Source organism: Kocuria sp. HMSC066H03 (genome assembly GCF_001812045.1).
GTDB classification, from domain to species: Bacteria; Actinomycetota; Actinomycetes; order Actinomycetales; family Micrococcaceae; genus Kocuria; species Kocuria rhizophila.
This window is the reverse complement of sequence record NZ_KV807506.1, coordinates 796,707-816,452: the sequence shown is the minus strand read 5'-3', so window position 1 is coordinate 816,452 and position 19,746 is coordinate 796,707. Positions and strand designations below refer to the sequence as shown.

The window sequence follows — 19,746 nt, the reverse complement described above, 5'->3', positions numbered from 1 at the left end:
GACCCCTCCTCGCTCTTGTGAATTCTAAAGTTCGGTGTACCGAACTTTAAACCGGGGAGGGGGTCCGGGCAAGGAACGACGCGGCCCTACCTCCCGGCGGGCATGACGGCCCCGGGGGTGGGCTGGGCGTCGAAGCGCACACCCCGCGGATCCGGGGACAGGGCGGCCAGGATCAGCAGGGCAATGCTGCCCAGTCCGGGAACGAGGATGAGCAGGAACCACAGCCCGGAGAGGTTGCAGTCGTGCAGACGTCGCACGGACAGTGCCGCGGTGAAGATGGCCAGCAGCACCACCGCGAGCAGCAGAACCAGGGAGAGCACCGCCAGGACAATGGCGATCCCGCCGTCCACATCCGGCCAGGCCAGGTAGCCGCGGTCCTCCGCGAGCATGTAGGCCCCCGAGAGCAGGACCGTGTACAGCGCGATCCACCAGTACTCGGAGCGTGAGGCCCGCCCGGAGAACGTGGTGCCCTTGCTGATGAAGTTCTTGACGGCCCGCCACGGGCCCACGGGTTCGCCGGGCTGGGTGTCGTAGTACACGGGCTGGTACGGCAGGGTCATGGGTGGCGTCCTCCTGGGGGTCTCGCGGGACCGTTCGGTCCGCCGGTCGGCTCGCAACACGAACCCGACCGGCGCACGGTGAACCATCCACCGTACCGAGGCGCCACCCAGGGTGCATCGGCCGAACGGCCAGAGTTCCGTGCAGCGTGAGCCGACCGCTCGTTCGTGAGATTCTGGGGGACATGGCTTCCAGAATCGAGGACTACGCCCTGCTGTCCAACATGCGCAGCGGGCCGCTGGTCTCCCGCTACGGGTCGGTGGACTGGTGGTGCGTGCCGCGCTTCGACTCGCCCGCGCTGTTCGGCGCCCTGCTGGGCACCCCGGACCACGGCCGCTGGCTGCTCGCGCCGTACTGCGCGGTGGACGACGACGCCGCGGTGGACATGTCCCTGCCCGGCGTCATCGCGGTGGAGCGCTTCTACGCGGAGAACACGTTCGTGCTGCACACGGTGTGGTCCACGGACACCGGCACGGTGCGCGTCACGGACTTCATGCCGCTCAACGCCCGCACCGAGCTGATCCGCCGGGTGGAGGGCCTCACGGGTGAGGTGGAGATGTTCCAGGACCTCCGGCTGCGCTTCAACTACGGCTCGTCCGTGCCGTGGCTGAGCCGCTTCGACGTCCTCGAGGACGAGTCGGAGGACGCCGAGGCCGAGTCCGTGCTGGTGGGCATGGCCGGTCCGGACTCCGTGGTCTTCCACGGCGATCCGCTGCCGGAGGCGGACCCGGACAAGACCAAGCGCCGCCACGCGGGCTCGTTCACGGTGGCGGCCGGTCAGACCCGGGACTTCACGCTCACGTGGTTCCCGTCCCACGGGGTGCCCCCGGAGGCGGTGGACGTGAACGAGACGCTGACGACGACCGTGACCCTGTGGCAGGAGTGGACGGAGCGCTACGAGCCCTACGACCCCCTCACGGATCCCGCGGCCGTGAACCACACGGACCCGGACGAGCAGCCGCCCGCGCTGCACGCCTCCGGCGCGGACGCCGAGGACCTGGACACCTCCGAGCGCCCCTCGGCACGGGACGTGGGCCGTCACGGGGACCGCCCCCACCACGAGGGCACCTCCCTGGGCGGGTTCACGCTCACCGCCACGGACGACGAGCCCGCGGACCTCGTCCGGCGCAGCCTGCTGGTGGTGCGCGGACTGATGCACCAGGCCACGGGCGGGCTGATCGGCGCCCCCACCACGTCCCTGCCGGAGGTCGTGGGCGCGGAGCGCAACTGGGACCACCGGCTCTCGTGGCCCCGTGACGCGGCATCGGCCCTGGAGGTCATGCTGGACCACGGTCACGACCGCGAGGCCGCGCAGCTGCGCAACTGGCTGCTGCGCGCGGTGGCCGGGGACGTCAACAACCCCTCGAACATCTACACGCTGGACGGCTCCCCCCAGATCCGTGAGCGGCTGGTGGACCTGCCGGGCTACGAGCGCTCGCGGCCGGTGCGTGACGGCAACTCCTCCGGCAGCCACTACCAGTCGGACGTGGCCGGCCACGTGCTGCGCGTGTTCGAGATGCTGCGCCGCCGCGGCGTGCAGGAGGACCACCTCTCGTGGCCGCTGCAGCAGGCGCTGCTGCGCGCCGTGGTGGCCAACTACGAGGAGAAGGACCAGGGCATCTGGGAGATGCGCGGCGAGCCCCAGTACTACACGCACTCGCGCGTGATGATGTGGGCCGCCATGCAGGCGGGTGTGGACGCGGTGCGCATCCACGGCCTGCCCGGTGACGTGGAGACCTGGGAGGAGCACCGCGACCAGCTCGCGCACGAGATCTGGACCAGCGGCTACGACCCCCAGGTGGGCTCGTTCGTGCAGTACTACGGCTCCACGGACGTGGACGCCTCCCTGCTGCAGCTGCCCATGGTGGGGTTCGTGGCCTACGACGACGAGCGCATGCTCGGCACCGTGGACCGCATCCGCAAGGAGCTCACCGACAGCTCGGGGCTGCTGCACCGCTACCGCAACCTGCCGCAGCTCACGGACCTGGACGACGTCGAGGCGTTCGCGTCCTCGATCGGCCAGGACGGGTTCGCGGGCCAGTCCGCGCCGTCGGTCTCTGCCACGCTGCAGCTGGCCGAGCAGCTCGCGCTGTGCGGGCACACCCAGGAGGCGGTGCGGCTCACGGACGTGGCACTCGGCACGGCCAACGAGCTGGGCCTGCTGCCCTCCACGTACTCGCCCACCCACCGACGCGCCACGGGCAACTTCCCCCAGGTGGAGGCGCACCTGCGCCTGATCCGCGTGCTGGACATCCTGCAGGCGGAGACCGCCCCGGACGCCTCCTGATGCACCGGCCCACGACGCCGCTGGGGGCCGCGCCCGCGTTCGGTGCCCGGGCGCGGGGCGAGTGGGAGGTGGCCGTGCGGCGTCGTCGTGACCCCCGTGCGGGGTGGACGCAGGCGCGGGGCGTCATGTGCGGGATTCGGGGCGAAACCGATTACTGGCGGCCCGGCAGCGCACGGTAGCGTGAGCGCACCAGCTACGCCGGGCCCGGTGTGACTCGGCTGGTGGCCGAGGGAGTGCCTCGGCACCCTCCCCGGGCCGAGACTTATGGAGGCGCTGCAATGGCACGCACCGTCAATACCGTGACTGATCCCCACGCCCTCGCCGACTCCGCCGTGGAGCTCGTGCGCACCTGGCTGCAGCGGGCGCAGGAGAATCAGCGCAACAACAAGCAGAAGAACCCCGCGGAGGACCGTCTGGCCGCCGTGCTCCAGGACCCGAACGGGTTGGAGTTCACGGTGGGCTTCGTGGACCGCGTGATCCGCACGGAGGACACGAAGGCTGCGGCAAAGGCGCTGCAGGACATCGCGAAACTGACCCCGCAGTCCATGCCCGTGGCGGACCGCGCGCAGATCCAGGCGGGCACCGTGCTCTCCGGAGCGCTTCCCTCCGTGGTGGTTCCCGCCGCCCGTACCCGGCTGCGCCAGATGGTGGGCCACATGGTGGTGGACGCCCGCCCCGGGCCGTTCGGCAAGTCCGTGAAGAACATCAAGCAGCAGGGCCACCGGCTCAACATCAACCTCCTGGGCGAGGAGGTGCTGGGCGAGGACGAGGCCAAGAAGCACCTCGCGGACGCCGAGGGCCTGCTGCGCCGCGAGGACGTGGACTACGTCTCCCTGAAGGTCTCCTCCGTGGTGCCGCAGCTGTCCCACTGGGGCTTCGAGCGCACCGCCGAGCGCGTGGTGGAGCGGCTGCTGCCGCTGTACGAGACTGCCGCCACCAAGGGCACCGGGAAGATGTTCATCAACCTGGACATGGAGGTCTACTCGGACCTGGAACTGACCATCGAGGTGTTCAAGCGGCTGCTCGACAAGCCGCAGCTGAAGAACCTCGAGGCCGGCATCGTGGTCCAGGCCTACCTCCCGGACGCGCTCAGCGCCGTGGAGCGGCTCTCCGAGTGGTCCGCGCAGCGCGTGGCGGACGGTGGCGCCCAGATCAAGGTGCGCCTGGTCAAGGGCGCCAACCTGGCCATGGAGAACGTGGACGCCGAGATGCACGGCTGGCCCCTGGCCACCATGGAGTCCAAGCAGGCCACGGACACCAACTACAAGCGCGTGCTGTCCTGGCTGTTCCACCCCGAGCGCATGACGGGCATGCGCCTGGGCGTGGCCGGGCACAACCTGTTCGACATCGCCTTCGCGCACCTGCTCGCGGAGCAGCGCGGCGTCACGGACCGCATCGAGTTCGAGATGCTGCAGGGCATGGCCACCGCGCAGAGCGAGGCCGTGGCCACGGACGTGGGCCAGCTGCTGCTCTACGTTCCGGCGGTGAAGCCCGCGGAGTTCGACGTCGCCGTGTCCTACCTGGTGCGCCGGCTCGAGGAGAACTCCGCGAGCGAGAACTTCATGTCCGGGATCTTCGACCTGGGCCCGGGCAACTGGGTGTTCCAGCGCGAGGAGGGCCGCTTCCGCGCCGCCCTCGCGGACCTCGAGCAGGACCCGCAGGTGCCCTCGCCGCGCCGCGTGCAGGACCGCAGCGCGGAGACCGTGGGGGAGACCCCCACCATCCCGCTGGACGAGCCGTTCCGCAACGAGCCGGACACGGACGTCTCCGTGCCCGCCAACCAGCGCTGGGCCGAGACCCTGGCCGAGAAGATCGGCAGCAGCGAGTGGTACGCCTCCGTGGCCGTGCCCGAGCTGCTGAAGGACATGGACCAGGACTCGGACGAGGCCGTGCAGGCCGTGAACGACGTGGTGGCCACCGCCAAGGCCGCCGGCAAGCGCTGGGCGGACACCCCCGCCCGTGAGCGCGCCGAGATCCTCAACCGTGCCGCGGACATCCTCGCCGCGCGCCGTGGCCACCTCATGGCCGTGGCGGGTGCGGAGACCGGCAAGGTGCTGGAGCAGGCGGACCCCGAGGTCTCCGAGGCCGTGGACTTCTGCCGCTACTACGCCCGCCGTGCGCTGGAGCTGGAGTTCGTGGACGGCGGCGACTTCGTGCCGCACGCCGTGACCGTGGTGACCCCGCCGTGGAACTTCCCGCTGGCCATCCCCACGGGCACCACCGTGGCGCCGCTGGCCACCGGCTCGGCCGTGATCCACAAGCCGTCCCCCGAGTCCCGCCGCTGCTCCACCGCGGTGTGCGAGGCGCTGTGGGAGGCCGGTGTGCCCCGCGACGTGCTGCAGCTCGTGGACGCCGTGGAGGGGGAGGCCGGCAAGACGCTGATCTCCCACCCGGACGTGGAGCGCGTGGTGCTCACCGGCGCGTACGAGACCGCGCAGCTGTTCGCCTCGTGGGACCCGGAGCGCCCGCTCACCGCGGAGACCTCCGGCAAGAACGCCCTGGTGATCACCCCCAGCGCGGACCGGGACCAGGCGGTGTGGGACCTCGTCTCCAGCGCCTTCGGCCACGCGGGGCAGAAGTGCTCCGCGGCGTCGCTCGGCATCCTGGTGGGGTCCGTGGCCACGTCCGAGCGGTTCCGCCGCCAGCTCGTGGACGCCGCCTCCTCCATGGTGGTGGACTGGCCCGTGAACCTGCAGGCCACCGTGGGCCCCACCGTGGAGCAGCCCTCGGAGAAGCTCCTGCGCGGGCTCACGCAGCTGGAGCCCGGCGAGGAGTGGCTCATCGAGCCGAAGCAGCTGGACGACTCCGGCCGGCTGTGGCGCCCCGGGATCCGCGCGGGTGTGAAGCCCGGGTCCTTCTTCCACCTCACCGAGTGCTTCGGCCCTGTCCTGGGGCTCATGTCCGCGGACAGCCTCGAGGAGGCCGTGGAGCTGCAGAACGCCACGGACTACGGGCTCACCGCGGGCATCCACTCCCTGGACGCGGACGAGATCCTGCGCTGGGTGGACTCCGTGCAGGCCGGCAACCTCTACGTGAACCGCGGGATCACCGGCGCGATTGTGCAGCGCCAGCCGTTCGGCGGGTGGAAGCGCTCCTCCGTGGGTCTCGGCGCGAAGGCCGGTGGCCCCAACTACCTGGCGTCGCTGGGCCGCTGGAAGCGCGCCGGGTTCTCGGACTCCAGCACGGACCGCGGTGCGGCCGGTGCGTGGGTCCTCGATCCGCGCGTGCACCGCGCGCTGGATGCCGTGACCCCGCTGATCTCGGACGAGGACCTCGTGTGGCTGCGCCGCGCCGCGCAGTCGGACCAGTCCGAGTGGCAGCGCGAGTTCGGCCAGGTCAAGGACCCCACCGCCCTGCGCAGCGAGGCCAACCTGTTCCGCTACCGCCCTCGCACCGTGGTGGTGCGCGCCCAGGAGGGCGCGTCCCTCACGGACGTCCTGCGCGTGGGCCTCGCCGCCGTGCGCTCGGGTTCGCAGGTGGTCCTCAGCGCCGCCACTGAGGTGCCGGAGGCCGTCAACGGGCTCTTCGCCACGGTGCTCAACCCCGCGTCCGACGCCGAGTTCGCGCACGCTCTGGGCACCGGTTCCCTGGGCCCGCTGGGTCAGCTCTCGGACCTGCGCGCCCTGGACGACGACGCCCTCGACGTCCGCCACGGCGCCCGCGTCCGCGTGATCTCCCCGTGGGACGGCTCCGAGGAAGACCTCAAGGACCTCTACGCGGTGCGCGCCGAGCACCCGGACATCGCCCTGATCACCGAGGACGTGGTGGGCACCGGGCGCGTGGAGATGATGTACATGCTGGCCGAGCAGGCCGTGTCCATCACCATGCACCGCTTCGGCAACCACAGCCAGTCCATGCAGCGGGTGGTGGACGAGCTGGTGCGGTGACCCGGCGGCGTCGTGCCTGGCGCTCGGCGGCCTGCGGGTCGCGGACGCCGGGCGCCCACAGGCCGGCCAGCCGCTGACCCCGGACTTTCGAAGTCTGGGATCGGAGCGACCACGAGCCGCGCTCCCGGGAGACCGGGGGCGCGGCTCGTGCAGTGTTCAGGGGCGGTAGGGGCGGCGCGACACTGCGCAGCACTGACCGCTCTGTGGGTCTCAGATCCGGTGGGTGCTCCTCCGCTGCTGACCGCGGCGAATGCCGCCGGATACCACCAGGAGCAGCGCCACCAGCAGCAGCGGCCAGCCGATGAGGCCGCGCCAGGCCAGGTCGGTGAACGTGATCAGAGCCGCCGCCGCGACGGCCAGGAGGACGCCGAGGATGAGGAGCCAGGGGGTTCGGGGTGTCGTGGTGGTATCCATCCCACCACGCTAGGAGCACCCCGGACGCCGGGACAATGATCGCTCGGCCACTCTTCCCGGAGTGCAGACGGGCGGGCCCGCCCCTCACGCCCCTATCAGCACGTCCACGCCCCTGCTCCAGGTCCCCGAGGGGCTTGAAGAACCGCAGGAAAGACGATTCATTGCCCAGGGGTGACCCGATGTGGGGGCCATTTTGTGCAACATGTACAAGACGTACACTTGTCGTATGACCTCCGTGACCCTTTCCCAGTTCCGCAACCAGCAGAGCGACTACATTGCGACCGCGCAGCGCGAGCCAGTCGAGATCACCTCGAGGGGCGCGGGACGACGCGCCGTCGTGGTCTCGCCCGAGTTCTACGACCGTGCGGTAGCGGCCCTCGAGGACGTGGCCGATGCCCAGGCGGCGGCAGAAGCGCGCGCCGAGCAGGAGCCACGGGTCTCCCACGAGGACCTGCGGCGAGAACTCGGCATCTGAGACCCTGCGGTGGCTTACGCGATCAGCTATGTGTCCTCGGCGGCGAAGACGCTGCGCAAGCTGGACCAGCACACTGCGCGGCGTCTACTGGAAGCAATCGAGAAACTTGCCCGGGACCCACGCCCAACGGGCTGCATCCAGTTGAAGGGCGGCGCGGGGGAGATGCGCATCCGGGTGGGCGACCATCGCATCATCTACGAGATCGACGATGGGGAGCTGGTGATCCTGGTGCTGAGGATCGGACACCGCCGGGAGGTCTACCGCTAGATCCGAGGCGTTCTCCGCGCTTGGAGCGCGTGAGGTGCATTTCTGCCCGCAGAATCGCGGAAATCCTTGGCAGAACCGCACCTCACGCATCGCCTCCCGCGTCTGCAACGGGCGCCCTTCACGCCCCCGTCAGCGCATCCACGAACACCTTCTCGATGTCCTCCGGTGCCCTGGCGATGTGGGAGGTGCCCCCGGTGGTCTCCGCGATCTGCTTCAGGACGTCCTCGTTCGCGTACTGGGAGATGCCCACCGTGATGATGCGCACAGGGTTCTCCGGGTCCTGCTCCTTCTCCAGCGTGGTGAGCAGCTCGTCCAGTCCCATGGATCCCGGGTCCTGGTTGATGCCGTCGGTCAGGACGATCACCGTGCGAAGGTGGTCCGGGGCGTCGTCGTGCAGCACCTGGCGGTAGGCGGCAAGGGTGGTGTCGTACAGGCCCGTGTAGCCGTCCGGGGAGAAGGTCAGCGACTGGGCGTCCTGCGCGAGCCGGTCCCGCTGGGTGGCACCGCCCACCGGGGCGGACAGTTCCCGCACGGGGGTCAGGGAGCGGTGGTCCTTGTCCCCGTCCAGGTGGCGCGCGAACGTCCACAGCCCGAGTGCGTCGTGCTCGGGAAAAAGCCCCACGGCGGTGGTGGCGGCCGCCTTCGTGAGGTCCATGCGTGTGGAACCGTCCGGGGATGCCTGCTCGCCCATGGACCCGAAGGTGTCGATGGCCACGAGCGCGTGGAACGGCTCCGCGAGGTGCTCCCACTGCCCCAGAGCCTGCGTCAGGGCGGCGTCGTCCGCGGTGGGCCCCTCGGAGGCCGGGCGGTCGCCCGGGGTGCTCGCCACGAGCGCCGTGTCCGCGTGCTGGGCGCGGAAGTCGTCCCACTCGCCGCGCGTGACCACGGTGGCCGCGGGGTGTTCCGCTCCCGCGGCGTAGGCGGGGGCGCTCGGGTCCGCGGGCGCCGGAGTGCTCGGGGCGGGGTTCGCCGCGACCTGGTCCAGGCGCTGCGTCGCGTTCTGGACGGGTGCGGCATCTCCCTCGGTGCGGGCGCGCCGCTTCATGGCCTGCTCCGTGGCCGCGCGGTCCGCCTGCCCGTCCTGCACCTCGCCCAGTGCGCGCGAGATCAGCTCACGCGTCCCGGCGTCCTCACCCGGTGTGCCCAGCTCCACGGCGGGGTCCTGCAGCACCGCGGCCCACGTCCCCGCCCCGGTCTTTGCAGGGCCCACGACGACGGGCTCACCCCCATCCGCGCCCGCCGCCCCGGAGGTGCCGCTCGCCCCGGAACCGCCGGAGGCGTCGTCGTCCGAGTCCAGGCGCGAGATGGAGAAGGCCGTGCTGAGGATCAGCACCAGCGCGGCGGCCACGGCGAGCCACAGCAGCGACCTGCTCCGCCCTCCCCGTTCGGCGCGGTGCGCGGCGCGGTGCTTGCCTGGCTCGGTCATGTCGGTGTTCCCCCGTCCCGTGGGGGAACCCGGGAGGACCCCGTAGAACGGTCACCCCCGGCGCGCCCCCGCACGCGGCAGCCGTGTCAGGACCCCCGTGCCGGGGTGCTGCCACGCCCCGATGTCCCTTCCGGGAACCACCCTACGGTGTCACGGGTCACACGGTGTGGATCCCGGGTCAGCCGAGCCGGGAGAACGGTTCGGCGTACTCGTAGGAGCCGCGCGGGCCGCGGTACTCGTCCGGGGTCACGACGCCGCCGTCCCCCAGGGGCACCGCCTGGAAGAACGCACCCCACTCGGGCTCCCCGGCGATGCCGAGCCGGGAGGCCGGGACGAAACCGAAGCGTGAGTAGAACTCCGGATCGCCCAGCAGCACCAGGGCCGGCTGCCCGGCGTCGGTGGCGCGCTCGACCAGGGCAGTCATGAGCCGTGAGCCGATGCCCTCGCCCTGCTTCGCGGGATCCACGGCTACGGGGCCGACACCCAGCACGGGCTCGCCCCCGCAGCGGCCCCACGTGGCCATTGCGAAACCCACGAGGTCCGCGCCGTCGTGGGCGGTCAGCGCGAAGCGGGGGTCGTGGGCGGGAGAATTGCGCAGCCAGCCCACCAGCGTGGCCTCGCCGGGGGCGCCGTCCGCCTCCACGGGCGGGGCACTGTGCTCCGCGTCCGTGAAGGCGCGGGCCACGAGGGACCGGACAGCAGCAAAATCGCGGGGGTCTTCCGGGCGGACGTCGATGCTCATGCGTTCATTCTCCCCGGGGCGGGTTCAGCCGAGCACGTCCCGCAGGTACGGCGCGGTGGCGCTGTCCGGGTGCGCGGCGACGTCGTGCGGGGTGCCCGCCGCGACCACCCGGCCGCCGTCGGCTCCCGCGCCGGGGCCCATGTCCACCACGTGGTCCGCCTGGGCGACCATGCGCATGTCCAGCTCGGCCATGACCACCGTGTTGCCCGCGTCCGCGAGACCCTGCAGGTGGTTCATGAGGCGGTCGCTGTCCGCGGGGTGCAGCCCGGCGGTGGGCTCGTCCAGCACGTAGAGGGTGTCCCCGCGGGAGGCCCGCTGCAGCTCCGAGGCGAGCTTGACCCGCTGGGCCTCACCGCCCGAGAGCTCCGTGGCCGGCTGGCCCAGCCGCAGGTAGCCGAGCCCCACGTCCCGCAGCACGCCCAGGCTGTGGTGGATGGAGTCCTCGCCCTCGAAGAACGCATGCGCCTGGTCCACGCTCATGCCCAGCACGTCCGCCACGGAGCGCTCCCGCCACATCACCTCCAGGGTGCTCTCCTTGTACCGGGTTCCGTGGCAGTCCGGGCACGGGGCGTACACGCTGGGCAGGAACAGCAGCTCCACCATCACGCTGCCCTCGCCCTCGCACGTGGGGCAGCGTCCGCCCACCACGTTGAACGAGAACCGCCCCGCTTTGTACCCGCGCTTCTTGGCCTCGGGTGTGGCGGCGTAGAGCTTGCGGACGTCGTCGAACAGCCCCGTGTAGGTGGCCACGTTGGAGCGCGGCGTGCGGCCGATCGGCTTCTGGTCGATCACGACGACGCGGCGCACCCCCTCCGGCACCGAGGTGACCTTCCCGCGGACGTCCTCGGCGGCGTCGTCGGCCGTCAGCAGGTCCGACTCCGGATCGCCCGTGATCTCCTGGGACTCGCCCGTGCGCTGGCCCAGGCGCTCGCGCACGAGGACCGGCAGGGCCTGGCTGACCAGGCTGGACTTGCCCGAGCCGGAGATGCCCGTGACGGCGGTGAGGCACCCGGCGGGGAAGCTCACGTCCAGGCCGCGCAGGTTGTTGCGGGTGACCCCCTCGAGAGCGAGCCATCCCCGAGGCGTGCGCGGTGCGCGGGCGGCGGGCGCGGTGGCGTGCTCCGGGAAGAGGTAGCGGCGCGTCGCGGACTCGGGAACGTCCGCGAGGCCCCGGGGATCCCCGCTGTAGAGCACGCGCCCGCCGCGCTCGCCGGCGTCGGGGCCGATGTCCACGAGCCAGTCCGCCTCCTGGATCACCGTGAGCGAGTGCTCCACGATGAACAGGCTGTTGCCGCGGTCCTTGAGCCCGTGCAGGATCCCGATCAGCGCGTCCAGGTCACGAGGGTGCAGACCCGCGGAGGGCTCGTCCAGCACGTACGCCACCCCGAAGAGCTGGGAGGAGAGCTGCGTGGCCAGGCGCAGCCGCTGCCGCTCACCCCCGGAGAGCGTGGGCGTGGTGCGGTCCAGGGAGAGGTAGCCCAGGCCCAGGTCGATCATGGGCTGCAGCCGCGCCACGAGGTCCGCGGCCAGGCGTTGGGCGGCGGCACGCTTCTCCACCGAGAGGTTCGGTGTGCGCCGGACGTCCGGGGCGGCGTCGTGCGAGGCCCCTCCCTGGGCCACCCGTGAGGCGGTGGAGGCCGCGCGGGACTCGGCGTCCAGCACGTGGTCCGGCAGGTGGTCGGCCTCGCTCGGGGTCCAGCCGTCCGCGGCCACGGCGCGTGCGATCTCCGCGAGGCGCGCGAGCGGGAGGTGCGAGAACGCGGCGATGTCCAGGCCCTCGAACGTGACCGACAGCGCCTCCTTCTTGATCTTCTTGCCGTGGCACTCCGGGCACAGCTCGCTCGTGAGGTACTGGGCCGCGCGCTTCTTGGTGCTGGGGCTCTTGGCGTTGGCGAACGTGTCCAGCACGTAGCGGCGGGCACCGATGAACGTGCCCTGGTAGGTGGGCTCCACACCCTCCTGCTGGGCCCTGCGCGTCTGGTTGGGGCTCAGCCCGCGGTACACGCCCACCGTGGGGCGCTCCTCGGTGTAGAGGATCCAGTCGCGGTCCTTCTGCGGGAGGTCCTTCCAGGGGGTGTCCACGTCGTAGCCCAGGGACACGAGGATGTCCCGCTGGTTCTGCCCCGCCCAGGCCACGGGCCAGGAGGCGACGGCGCGCTCGCGGATGGTCAGGGACGGGTCCGGGACCATGGAGTCCTCCGTGACCTCGTACACCCGCCCGATGCCGTGGCACGTGGGGCACGCGCCCTGCACGGTGTTCGCGGAGAAGTCCTCCGCGTAGAGCATCCCCTGCCCCGGCGGGTACCACCCGGCGCGCGAGTACAGCATGCGCACCAGGCTGGACAGGGTGGTCACGGTGGCCACGTCCGAGCGCGCCCCACCCCCGCCCCGCTGCTGCTGGAGGGCGACGGCGGGTGGCAGCCCCTCGATCACGTCCACGTCCGGGACGCCCGCCTGGTCGATGAGTCGCCGTGCGTACGGCGCCACGGACTCCAGGTATCGCCGCTGCGACTCCGCGAACAGTGTGCCGAACGCCAGGGACGACTTCCCCGAGCCGGACACCCCCGTGAACACCACGATGGCGTCCCGGGGCAGGTCCAGGGAGACGTCCCGGAGGTTGTTCTGGCGCGCGCCGCGCACCACCACGCCGTGCTGCCAGGGTGCGGTGCCGTTCTGCTGAGTAGTCACACTGGCCACGCTACCGCCGAGAGCCCACGGTCGGCGCCGCCAGGAGCTGCTGTTAGAGCAGGATCACCAGCAGCACCATGATCGCCACGATCACCGCGAACGTGATGGCCCAGTTGCGGGCAACGCTGCGGTTCTCGTTCCGCGTCTCCTCGCTGTTCGGGTCGCGCGGAGCGTGGCGCTCGCTGCCCACTCCGTAGTACAGCTCGTTGGTCGACGGCTGGCGCGGGGGAACCGGCGGGCCGTAGCCGTCGGGTGGGCCGTCGGGACCGGGTGCGCGGGCGCCGTCGTACCCGTCCTGGGTCTCGCCGTCCGCGGGACGTCCCGAGAGGCTGCCCGGATCCCAGGTCTCCCGCGCCGCACCCGCGCCGGGGCCCGCGATCGAGTCACGCACGGGCACGCCCTCACCGGGGTAGCGCCCGCTGGGCTGGGAGGGCTCGTCCAGCTCGTCGTCGTCCAGCATCTCGGAGGCGGGAATGCCGGTGGTCGTGACCGCGGGGCCCTGGGACAGCACGGGATCCTGCGGGGACGGGCGGGAAGCTGACACGGGCGACGACGCCGCCGCGCCACCCTGCGCACTGTCCGCCGCCGCGCGCAGCACCTCGGAGAACCGGGCCAGGGGGCCCTTCTGCGCGCGCCCTGCGCTCTGGGCGACCTGGTCGGCGCGGTCCGCGACGGAACGCAGCACCGCGGCGTCGGACAGCCCGAGGTCCCGTGCGGCCATGGCGAGCTCCAGGGGCGGCCGCGAGGGGTCCGCGGTGGTGGCCCACTCCAGCAGACCCGTGCGGACGGGGGACGACAGCGACTCCCGCAGGGCGGGCTGCAGTGCCGGCACGTCCGCCAGCGCGAGCAGCTCGAGCGGCGGGGTGCTCCCGTAGCCGTGGGCGGCCTGGTCCAGCGGGCCGCGGTGGCCGAAGAGGGCGGCGAGCATGGCGGCCGCCGCGTACCGGTCCTCCACGGTGCCCGCGTCCGAGGCGCGGCGCAAGAGTTCCGCCTGGGCGGGGGAGCCCGCCTGACGGACCGTCTCCAGCAGTGTGGGGTCCGCGCGCACCAGCCGCGCCGGTTCCTGCAGGGCCCGGGCGAGCTCCGGATCCAGTGAGTCACTCATGACGTCCGCCTTTCTCAGTCGTGGGGAAAGCCTACGGGAGGCCGAGAGTGCAGTGCGGGGCTAGGGTGATCGACTGTGACCCACACCCCCTCCGCGCCCACGCGCAAGGCCCCCGGCATCCTGCTGGCGGTGCTCATGGCCGCGATGGCCGCGGGGCCGGTGTTTAACTACGGGGTGGGTGCGCTGAGCGCCACCATCGTGGAGAGCTACGGGATCACCGAGGGGCAGTACGGGTTCATCATCACCGCGGTGTTCGTGATGGCGGGTCTCGCGGCGCCGCTGCTGGGGGTGCTCGCGGACCGCATCGACACCCGCGTGCAGCTCACCCTGATCTTCGGGGGCGTGCTGGCGGCGTTCCTGCTCAGCGCCGCGTGGCAGTCCTACGCCGTGCTGCTGGTCGCGGCCCTGATCGCCGGGCTTGCGCAGTCCTTCTCCAACCCGGTGACCAACCGGATCGTCGCGCAGCGTGTCCCGCTGACCCAGCGCTCCGCGTGGATGGGGTGGAAGCAGTCGGGGGTGCAGGTGGGTCTGCTGGTCGCGGGCCTCACGTTCCCCGTGGTGGGCGCGGCGTTCGGCTGGCGGGGCGCCGCGCTGTTCGGTGCGCTGCTGTGCGTTCCCCTGCTCGTCACGGGGTGGAGCGTGGTCACCCGGCTGCAGCACCGCTCCCGCGAGAGCACCCCGACGACGACGCCGCCCGCTCCCTCCGCCGCGGGGCGCGCTCCCGCACCACCGCGCGACCGCCCCTCCGCCGGTCTGCCCGGGCCGCCCCATGGGGGACCGTTCGAGTCCGCCCCCGTGGAACTGTCCGACGCCGTGGCCGACGGCGTGAACCCGGGCCCCGGCCAGGTCTCGCCGGAACGACCCGGGCTGCGCGCCGCGGGTGCGGGAGCCTCGGGAAGGGGCGCCGCGGCGTCGTCGGGCGCGCTGCCGCCGGCGGTGTGGCTGCTGACGCTGACGTCCTTCCTCAACGCGGTGGGCACGCAGGGCGTGAACGTGTACGCATCCCTGTTCGCGGTGCGGGCCATGGGGTACACGGTCACGGTGGCCGGGCTGCTGCTGGGCGTGATGGGAGTGATCGGGATCGGAAGCCGGATCGGGTGGGGCCGGGTGACCGGGAGGCTGGGCAGACCCGCACCGCTGATCCAGGTCATGAGCGTGGGCGGGATCGTGGGGCTCGGGCTGCTTGTGCTCGCGGAGACCACGCAGCAGCACTGGCTCATGTGGCTGGGCGTCGCCTTCCACGCAGCACTGCCCCTGGCGGCGAACGTGGTGATCAACTCGGGCATCGTGGCCGCCGTGCCCCGGGAGCGGATCGGTGTGGCGTCCGGGCTCGTGGCCACCGGGATGTACCTGGGCTTCGCGCTCGGGCCCGTGGTGGTGGGCCAGCTCGTGGACCTCACGGGAGCGTTCACCGCCGGCTGGACCGCGGTGGCCGGAGCGTACGTGCTGTGCTTCGTGGCGGCGGTGGTGCTGGGGCGGGTGCAGCGGAGGGTCGCCGCCTGAACGGGCGGGCGGAGCATACTGGTTCGCATGGGACACGTGGACGCGGACCACTGGGGCCGGTACAACGCCGCCCAGGCCGGACGGGGCATCCGGCTTCTCGCCCGCCTGGCGGCGGAGGCGGCGGGACCCGGTGAGGGGCGCAGCGCCGTCGAACTGGGCCGCGGGGGACGGCACGTTCCTGAGCCGTGACGAGGTGGACGAGCTGGTCACCGGCCTGGAGGTGCTGCGTCTGCACGAGGAGGAGCGCGACGGCCCCGCGTTCTCCGGGCCCAAGCACTGGCACACGTACCAGCTCGTCGCGCGCAGACCCTGACCGCCGGGCCGCTGCGCCGCGCGGTGGCGCGCCAGGGGAGTGGCCGCGCGGCGGCGAGTGCAGCGGACCCGGTTCGTGTGGTGCCATGGACCCATGAGCCCACCGCGCACGGACCTCGCCCAGACCCTTCGCCGCCTGGACGGCGGCAGCTACGGCGCCTACAAGCAGCTCAAGGGCTCGTGGCGGCTGGGTGATGCGGAGCTGATCGTGGACCGGGTGCAGTCGGACCCGTATGCCCCGCCGTCTCTGGCCCGGATCCGGCTCTCCCTGGCCGCCACCGGAATCCCTCCCGAGCTGATCGCCACCCGGGACGCCCGCGTGGCCGCCGGGGACTTCCTCACCCGGGAGTTCGCCCGGGCCGCCCGGGAACTGGGCCCGCGCGGCGGCAAGGACTCCGGTGGCATCTCGATCCAGCGCACGGGTCAGGAGATCCTCGAACGCTCCTCCGTGATCGTGCCGGACCCCGGGAGCGCGGTGGATCCCACCCCGGCCCGGGAGTCAGGGATGCACCGGACGGGAGACGTCGGCGCGGGGGACCGGGGGCGCGGAGCCGGCCGTGCGGCGTCGTCGGCGACCGCTGACGCGGGAGCCGTGGAGGTGCGCTGCGAGATCGCCCTGCCCGCCGCGGGCCGCCGCATCAAGGGCCATGCCGCGCACCGGCTGCTCACGGAGGTGCTGCCGGGCGTCGTCGAGCGCGCCCTCCGGTACGAGAACCTGGATTCCCGCGCCCTGCAGGCCCACGTGACCTCCCACCTGGACGCCCAGCACCTGCGCGCCCAGCTGCCCCAGCGCGGCCTCGTGGCGTTCGTGTCCGACGGCGCCGTGCTGCCCCGCGCCTCCGGTCACCGGGACGAGCCGCTCGCCCACGGGGCGGTGCCGTTCGAGACCCCGCCGCAGCTGCGGGTGGAGCTCGAGCTCGAGGACGGCTCCACCGTGAGCGGCATGGGCGTGCCCGAGGGCGTCACGGTGGTCGTGGGCGGCGGCTACCACGGCAAGTCCACGCTGCTGCAGGCCCTGGAGCGCGGGGTCTACAGCCACGTGCCCGGCGACGGCCGCGAGCGCGTGGTGACCCTGCCGAGTGCCGTGTCCGTGCGCGCGGAGGACGGCCGGGCGGTGTCCCACACGGACGTCTCCCCGTTCATCACCAACCTGCCCACCGGCGCGGACACCCGCGACTTCAGCACGTCCAACGCGTCCGGCTCCACGTCCCAGGCGGCCGCCACGGTCGAGGCGGTGGAGGCGGAGGCCGGCGTGCTGCTGCTGGACGAGGACACGTGCGCCACCAACCTCATGGTCCGGGACGAGCGCATGCGCGCCATGGTCCCGGGCGAGCGCGAGCCCATCACGCCGTTCGTGGACCGGGTGGGCGCCCTCTACACCGAGCGCGGGGTGTCCTCGATCCTGGTCACGGGCGGTTCCGGGGCGTTCCTGGACGTCGCGGACCTCGTGATCGCCATGCACGACTACCGTGCCCTGGACGTCACCGACCGCGCGCGACAGGTGGTGCGGGACTTCCCGCGCCCCGACGACATGCGTCCCGCGGAGTCCTTCGGGCAGATCCGCCCCCACGTTCCCGGCGGCGTCTCGGGAGCGTCCGACACGCTCCCGGCTGAAGGCGGTGCCACCCCGTCCGGATCCGGCGCCGCGGGGCACGACGCCGCCCGGTCCGGTCCGCGCCACGGCGCCGCTCATCGGGGTGGCAGGGACAAACCCGCTCGCGCTCGCGGTCTCGACACCATCCAGCGCGGCCGCGAGGACGTGGACCTCTCCGCCCTGAGCCAGCTCGTGGACCCCTCGCAGACGGAGGCGATCGCACGGCTCATCGAGGAGGTGGAGCGCACGGCGGACGGCCGCACACCCCTCACCGAACTCGTGGACGCCGCCCTGGAACGGGTGGTGCGGGACGGACTGGACGCCCTGGCCCACCACCGCGGCCACCCGGGACATCTGGCGCTGCCCAGGGCGCAGGACGTGGCGGCGGCCTACCACCGGATCCGCCGCTGAGCTGACCGGCCCGGGGGTGTGCGGGATGCCCATGCCCCGCCTCTGCTTTTGCTCCGCTAGTGCAGATTTCTGCGTTGAATTCTGCACTAGCGGAGCAAATGCAGCAGCCCCCAGAGCAGGCGGAGGTGGCAGCCCGCGCGGGTGTGCTGGCGCGGAAGTGGGCGGGCGGCGTCGGGCCCGGTGGGTGGACGTCACCGGGCCGGGTGGACTCAGGAACCCTGCGCGAGGGCCTGCTGCAGCTTGGGCGCAAAGACCTTCCCCATGTGGATCTGCCCGGCCTCGTTGAAGTGGTACTGGTCGTACATGTATCCGCGGGCGTTGTAGGTGTCGATCCAGCCGCGCATCGGGATGAAGCGCGCCCCGGTCTGACGGGCGGTGACCCGCAGCGCCTCCTCGACCCGCTGACGGTCGGCGTAGAAGACGTCGGAGCGGGAGATGACGCCGCCCACCACGATCGTGGACGTGGGGTACATGCGCTGCAGCTCCCGGACCACGGCGGTGGAGCGGGACGTGATGGTCGCGGAGCTGGCGCCGCGGTCGTTGCCGGAGCCGCCCACGAAGATCATGCCGGGAGCGCCCTTAGGCAGGGCCCAGTGGTTGTCCAGCACGCCCATGCCGTAGGAGCCGTAGTTGTTGCCCTGGTTGTTGGCCACGTACCCGATGCCGCCCATGCGGTAGACGGTCTGGTCGTAGCCGTTGGCGGCGATCCCGCGCCCCACCCACGAGCTCTCCGCCACCTGGGAGTCCCCGATCACCAGGGCGTCCTCGGCTCCCAGGGTGAGGTCGGCGCGCATGACCTTCGCCCGGGAGGCGTCCCACACCAGGGAGTCCTTCTGGAACGTCGTGCGCACCGCGCCACCCGTTCCCGACGCCGCCCGGGGCAGTCCGTGGAGCGCGGTGTTGCGCTCCCACACGGCGGCCACGCTCTTGGACGCCGGGACGTAGCCGTAGGTGGCCGAGTGGTAGACCGTCCCGTTCGCGTAGCGCCTGGCGGAGATGCCGGCCACGGAGATCTTTCCTCCGGCGGGGGCTCCCAGCCCGTGCTTCGTGGCGGTGGCGTCGAACGCTGAGGTGTCCGACGGGCGGGGAGGGGGTGTGCTGAACCGGGTGGTCGTGACCTTCCGGGTGGCAGTGGAGTACCGCATGGTGCCGCGTTCGAAGCGCTGCTCCACGCCGCCGGAGACGGCGTACTCCTGGGACATGGGGTACCCGAGGCCGCGCTCGTACCCGGAACGCTGCCACGCGCTGAGGATGGCGCCCTTGACGGTGTGTCCGCCGGTCTTCGGGGACCAGTACGCCCGGCCCGCGTGGAACATCTGGTAGGCCCCGCCGCGCTCCAGGCCGCCCCGTTCAGGGGTCACCGCCGCGCCCGTGCGCTTGTCGGTGGCCCAGCCGGCGCGGATGCCGCCACGCACCGTCTGCGTGCTCCCACTCTTGGCGTGCCACGTGAACGTGTAGCGAGAACCGGTGGAGGGGATGAGGAAGTCCTGCGCGGCCCCTCCCGCCACGGGGTGCTCGGGGCCGCTGGGCGCTCCCGCGTTGGCGGGGCCGCCGGCTGCGGTGTACGCGGTGCGCATGCCGCCGCGCACCGGGTGGGTGCCGGTTGCGGGGCTCCACACCAGTGTGGCGTTCGTGAACCGCTGGGATGCCACTCCGCTCACGTCCGTGGCCTCGTTGACCAGCGGCAGACCGAAGCCCTGGATGTTACGGGACCACGCGGAGTACATGCCGCCACGCACCACGGAGACGCTGGTGCGCGGGGTGTAGGTCAGGGCGCCGCGCTCGAACCGCTGGACGCAACCGCTGGAGGGGTACCCGCACTTCTCCCGTTCCACGGGCTCGCCGATGGCGGTGCGGAGCTCGGGGTGCGCGGTGTAGTAGGCGCCGATGGCGCCGATGGCGCCGTTGAGCGGGGGAGCGTCGTCGGCGTGGGCGCTCGGCAGGAACGCCGTGGTGGCGCCCAGGGCCAGGACGAGCGACAGGACGAGAGTGACAAGTGCGCGCAGGGGGCAACGGCGGAGGAACGAGGGGTGCACAGGAGAGCCTCTGAGGAAAGCAGCGGGGGACCGTGGCCCGG

General features: G+C 72.3%; 14 protein-coding genes. 7 read left to right on the top strand and 7 right to left on the bottom strand.

The window, feature by feature from the left end; translation table 11 throughout:
* Positions 1–86: 86 nt before the first annotated feature.
* Positions 87–560, bottom strand: a complete 474-nt coding sequence (locus tag HMPREF2833_RS07070) for a DUF805 domain-containing protein (RefSeq protein WP_070637130.1) — start codon at positions 558–560, stop codon at positions 87–89.
* 182 nt (positions 561–742) lie between these two features.
* Here HMPREF2833_RS07070 and HMPREF2833_RS07065 point away from each other — a divergent pair, with 182 nt between their 5' ends.
* Together HMPREF2833_RS07065 and HMPREF2833_RS07060 are read left to right on the top strand one after the other, a co-directional pair.
* Complete coding sequence (locus tag HMPREF2833_RS07065) at positions 743–2,845, top strand: glycoside hydrolase family 15 protein (protein ID WP_070637127.1); 2,103 nt, start codon at positions 743–745, stop codon at positions 2,843–2,845.
* 278 nt (positions 2,846–3,123) lie between these two features.
* The gene (locus tag HMPREF2833_RS07060; protein WP_070637125.1) at positions 3,124–6,732 is read left to right on the top strand and encodes a bifunctional proline dehydrogenase/L-glutamate gamma-semialdehyde dehydrogenase; all 3,609 of its coding nucleotides are present in this window, start codon (positions 3,124–3,126) and stop codon (positions 6,730–6,732) included.
* A 210-nt stretch (positions 6,733–6,942) separates the two neighbouring features.
* Here the strand turns inward: HMPREF2833_RS07060 and HMPREF2833_RS07055 are convergent, their stop codons facing one another.
* Positions 6,943–7,146, bottom strand: coding sequence for a hypothetical protein (locus HMPREF2833_RS07055; protein ID WP_070637123.1), 204 nt, complete (start codon positions 7,144–7,146; stop codon positions 6,943–6,945).
* Positions 7,147–7,372: 226 nt separating this feature from the next.
* Between HMPREF2833_RS07055 and HMPREF2833_RS07050 the strand changes: the two genes are divergently transcribed.
* Positions 7,373–7,621, top strand: a complete 249-nt coding sequence (locus HMPREF2833_RS07050) for a type II toxin-antitoxin system prevent-host-death family antitoxin (RefSeq protein WP_070637584.1) — start codon at positions 7,373–7,375, stop codon at positions 7,619–7,621.
* Between the two features lie 9 nt (positions 7,622–7,630).
* Positions 7,631–7,888 carry a type II toxin-antitoxin system RelE family toxin gene (locus HMPREF2833_RS07045; protein WP_070637121.1) on the top strand — a complete coding sequence of 86 codons (258 nt, stop codon included), beginning with the start codon at positions 7,631–7,633 and terminating at the stop codon, positions 7,886–7,888.
* Between the two features lie 118 nt (positions 7,889–8,006).
* On the opposite strand, the gene HMPREF2833_RS07040 is transcribed toward HMPREF2833_RS07045, so the two are convergent.
* From HMPREF2833_RS07040 to HMPREF2833_RS07025, 4 genes are all read right to left on the bottom strand, one after another.
* A complete protein-coding gene (locus tag HMPREF2833_RS07040; RefSeq protein ID WP_070637119.1) occupies positions 8,007–9,314 on the bottom strand; it encodes a VWA domain-containing protein in 1,308 nt (435 codons plus the stop codon).
* Between the two features lie 178 nt (positions 9,315–9,492).
* Positions 9,493–10,056, bottom strand: coding sequence for a GNAT family N-acetyltransferase (locus HMPREF2833_RS12145; protein WP_083310954.1), 564 nt, complete (start codon positions 10,054–10,056; stop codon positions 9,493–9,495).
* A gap of 24 nt (positions 10,057–10,080) precedes the next feature.
* Positions 10,081–12,744, bottom strand: a complete 2,664-nt coding sequence (locus HMPREF2833_RS07030) for an excinuclease ABC subunit UvrA (protein WP_070637117.1) — start codon at positions 12,742–12,744, stop codon at positions 10,081–10,083.
* 52 nt (positions 12,745–12,796) lie between these two features.
* Positions 12,797–13,849: a hypothetical protein gene (locus tag HMPREF2833_RS07025; protein WP_070637115.1), complete on the bottom strand. Its 1,053-nt coding sequence runs from the start codon at positions 13,847–13,849 to the stop codon at positions 12,797–12,799.
* 75 nt (positions 13,850–13,924) lie between these two features.
* On the opposite strand from HMPREF2833_RS07025, the gene HMPREF2833_RS07020 reads away from it, so the two are divergent.
* From HMPREF2833_RS07020 to HMPREF2833_RS07010, 3 genes are all read left to right on the top strand, one after another.
* Positions 13,925–15,352 carry an MFS transporter gene (locus tag HMPREF2833_RS07020; RefSeq protein WP_070637113.1) on the top strand — a complete coding sequence of 476 codons (1,428 nt, stop codon included), beginning with the start codon at positions 13,925–13,927 and terminating at the stop codon, positions 15,350–15,352.
* 130 nt (positions 15,353–15,482) lie between these two features.
* Positions 15,483–15,665 carry a hypothetical protein gene (locus tag HMPREF2833_RS07015; RefSeq protein ID WP_070637111.1) on the top strand — a complete coding sequence of 61 codons (183 nt, stop codon included), beginning with the start codon at positions 15,483–15,485 and terminating at the stop codon, positions 15,663–15,665.
* 93 nt (positions 15,666–15,758) lie between these two features.
* Entirely contained in the window at positions 15,759–17,669 is a 1,911-nt protein-coding gene (locus tag HMPREF2833_RS07010) for an ABC-ATPase domain-containing protein (protein WP_070637109.1), read from the top strand.
* 209 nt (positions 17,670–17,878) lie between these two features.
* On the opposite strand, the gene HMPREF2833_RS07005 is transcribed toward HMPREF2833_RS07010, so the two are convergent.
* Positions 17,879–19,705, bottom strand: a complete 1,827-nt coding sequence (locus HMPREF2833_RS07005; protein WP_070637107.1) for an SGNH/GDSL hydrolase family protein — start codon at positions 19,703–19,705, stop codon at positions 17,879–17,881.
* Positions 19,706–19,746: the final 41 nt, after the last annotated feature.

What these genes read in the sequence shown, in the direction of transcription:
- HMPREF2833_RS07070 (WP_070637130.1), bottom strand. Translation starts at nt 560, where the DNA reads ATGACCCTGCCGTACCAGCCCGTGTACTACGACACCCAGCCCGGCGAA.
- HMPREF2833_RS07065 (WP_070637127.1), top strand. Translation starts at nt 743, where the DNA reads ATGGCTTCCAGAATCGAGGACTACGCCCTGCTGTCCAACATGCGCAGC.
- HMPREF2833_RS07060 (WP_070637125.1), top strand. Translation starts at nt 3,124, where the DNA reads ATGGCACGCACCGTCAATACCGTGACTGATCCCCACGCCCTCGCCGAC.
- HMPREF2833_RS07055 (WP_070637123.1), bottom strand. Translation starts at nt 7,146, where the DNA reads ATGGATACCACCACGACACCCCGAACCCCCTGGCTCCTCATCCTCGGC.
- HMPREF2833_RS07050 (WP_070637584.1), top strand. Translation starts at nt 7,373, where the DNA reads ATGACCTCCGTGACCCTTTCCCAGTTCCGCAACCAGCAGAGCGACTAC.
- HMPREF2833_RS07040 (WP_070637119.1), bottom strand. Translation starts at nt 9,314, where the DNA reads ATGACCGAGCCAGGCAAGCACCGCGCCGCGCACCGCGCCGAACGGGGA.
- HMPREF2833_RS12145 (WP_083310954.1), bottom strand. Translation starts at nt 10,056, where the DNA reads ATGAGCATCGACGTCCGCCCGGAAGACCCCCGCGATTTTGCTGCTGTC.
- HMPREF2833_RS07025 (WP_070637115.1), bottom strand. Translation starts at nt 13,849, where the DNA reads ATGAGTGACTCACTGGATCCGGAGCTCGCCCGGGCCCTGCAGGAACCG.
- HMPREF2833_RS07010 (WP_070637109.1), top strand. Translation starts at nt 15,759, where the DNA reads ATGAGCCCACCGCGCACGGACCTCGCCCAGACCCTTCGCCGCCTGGAC.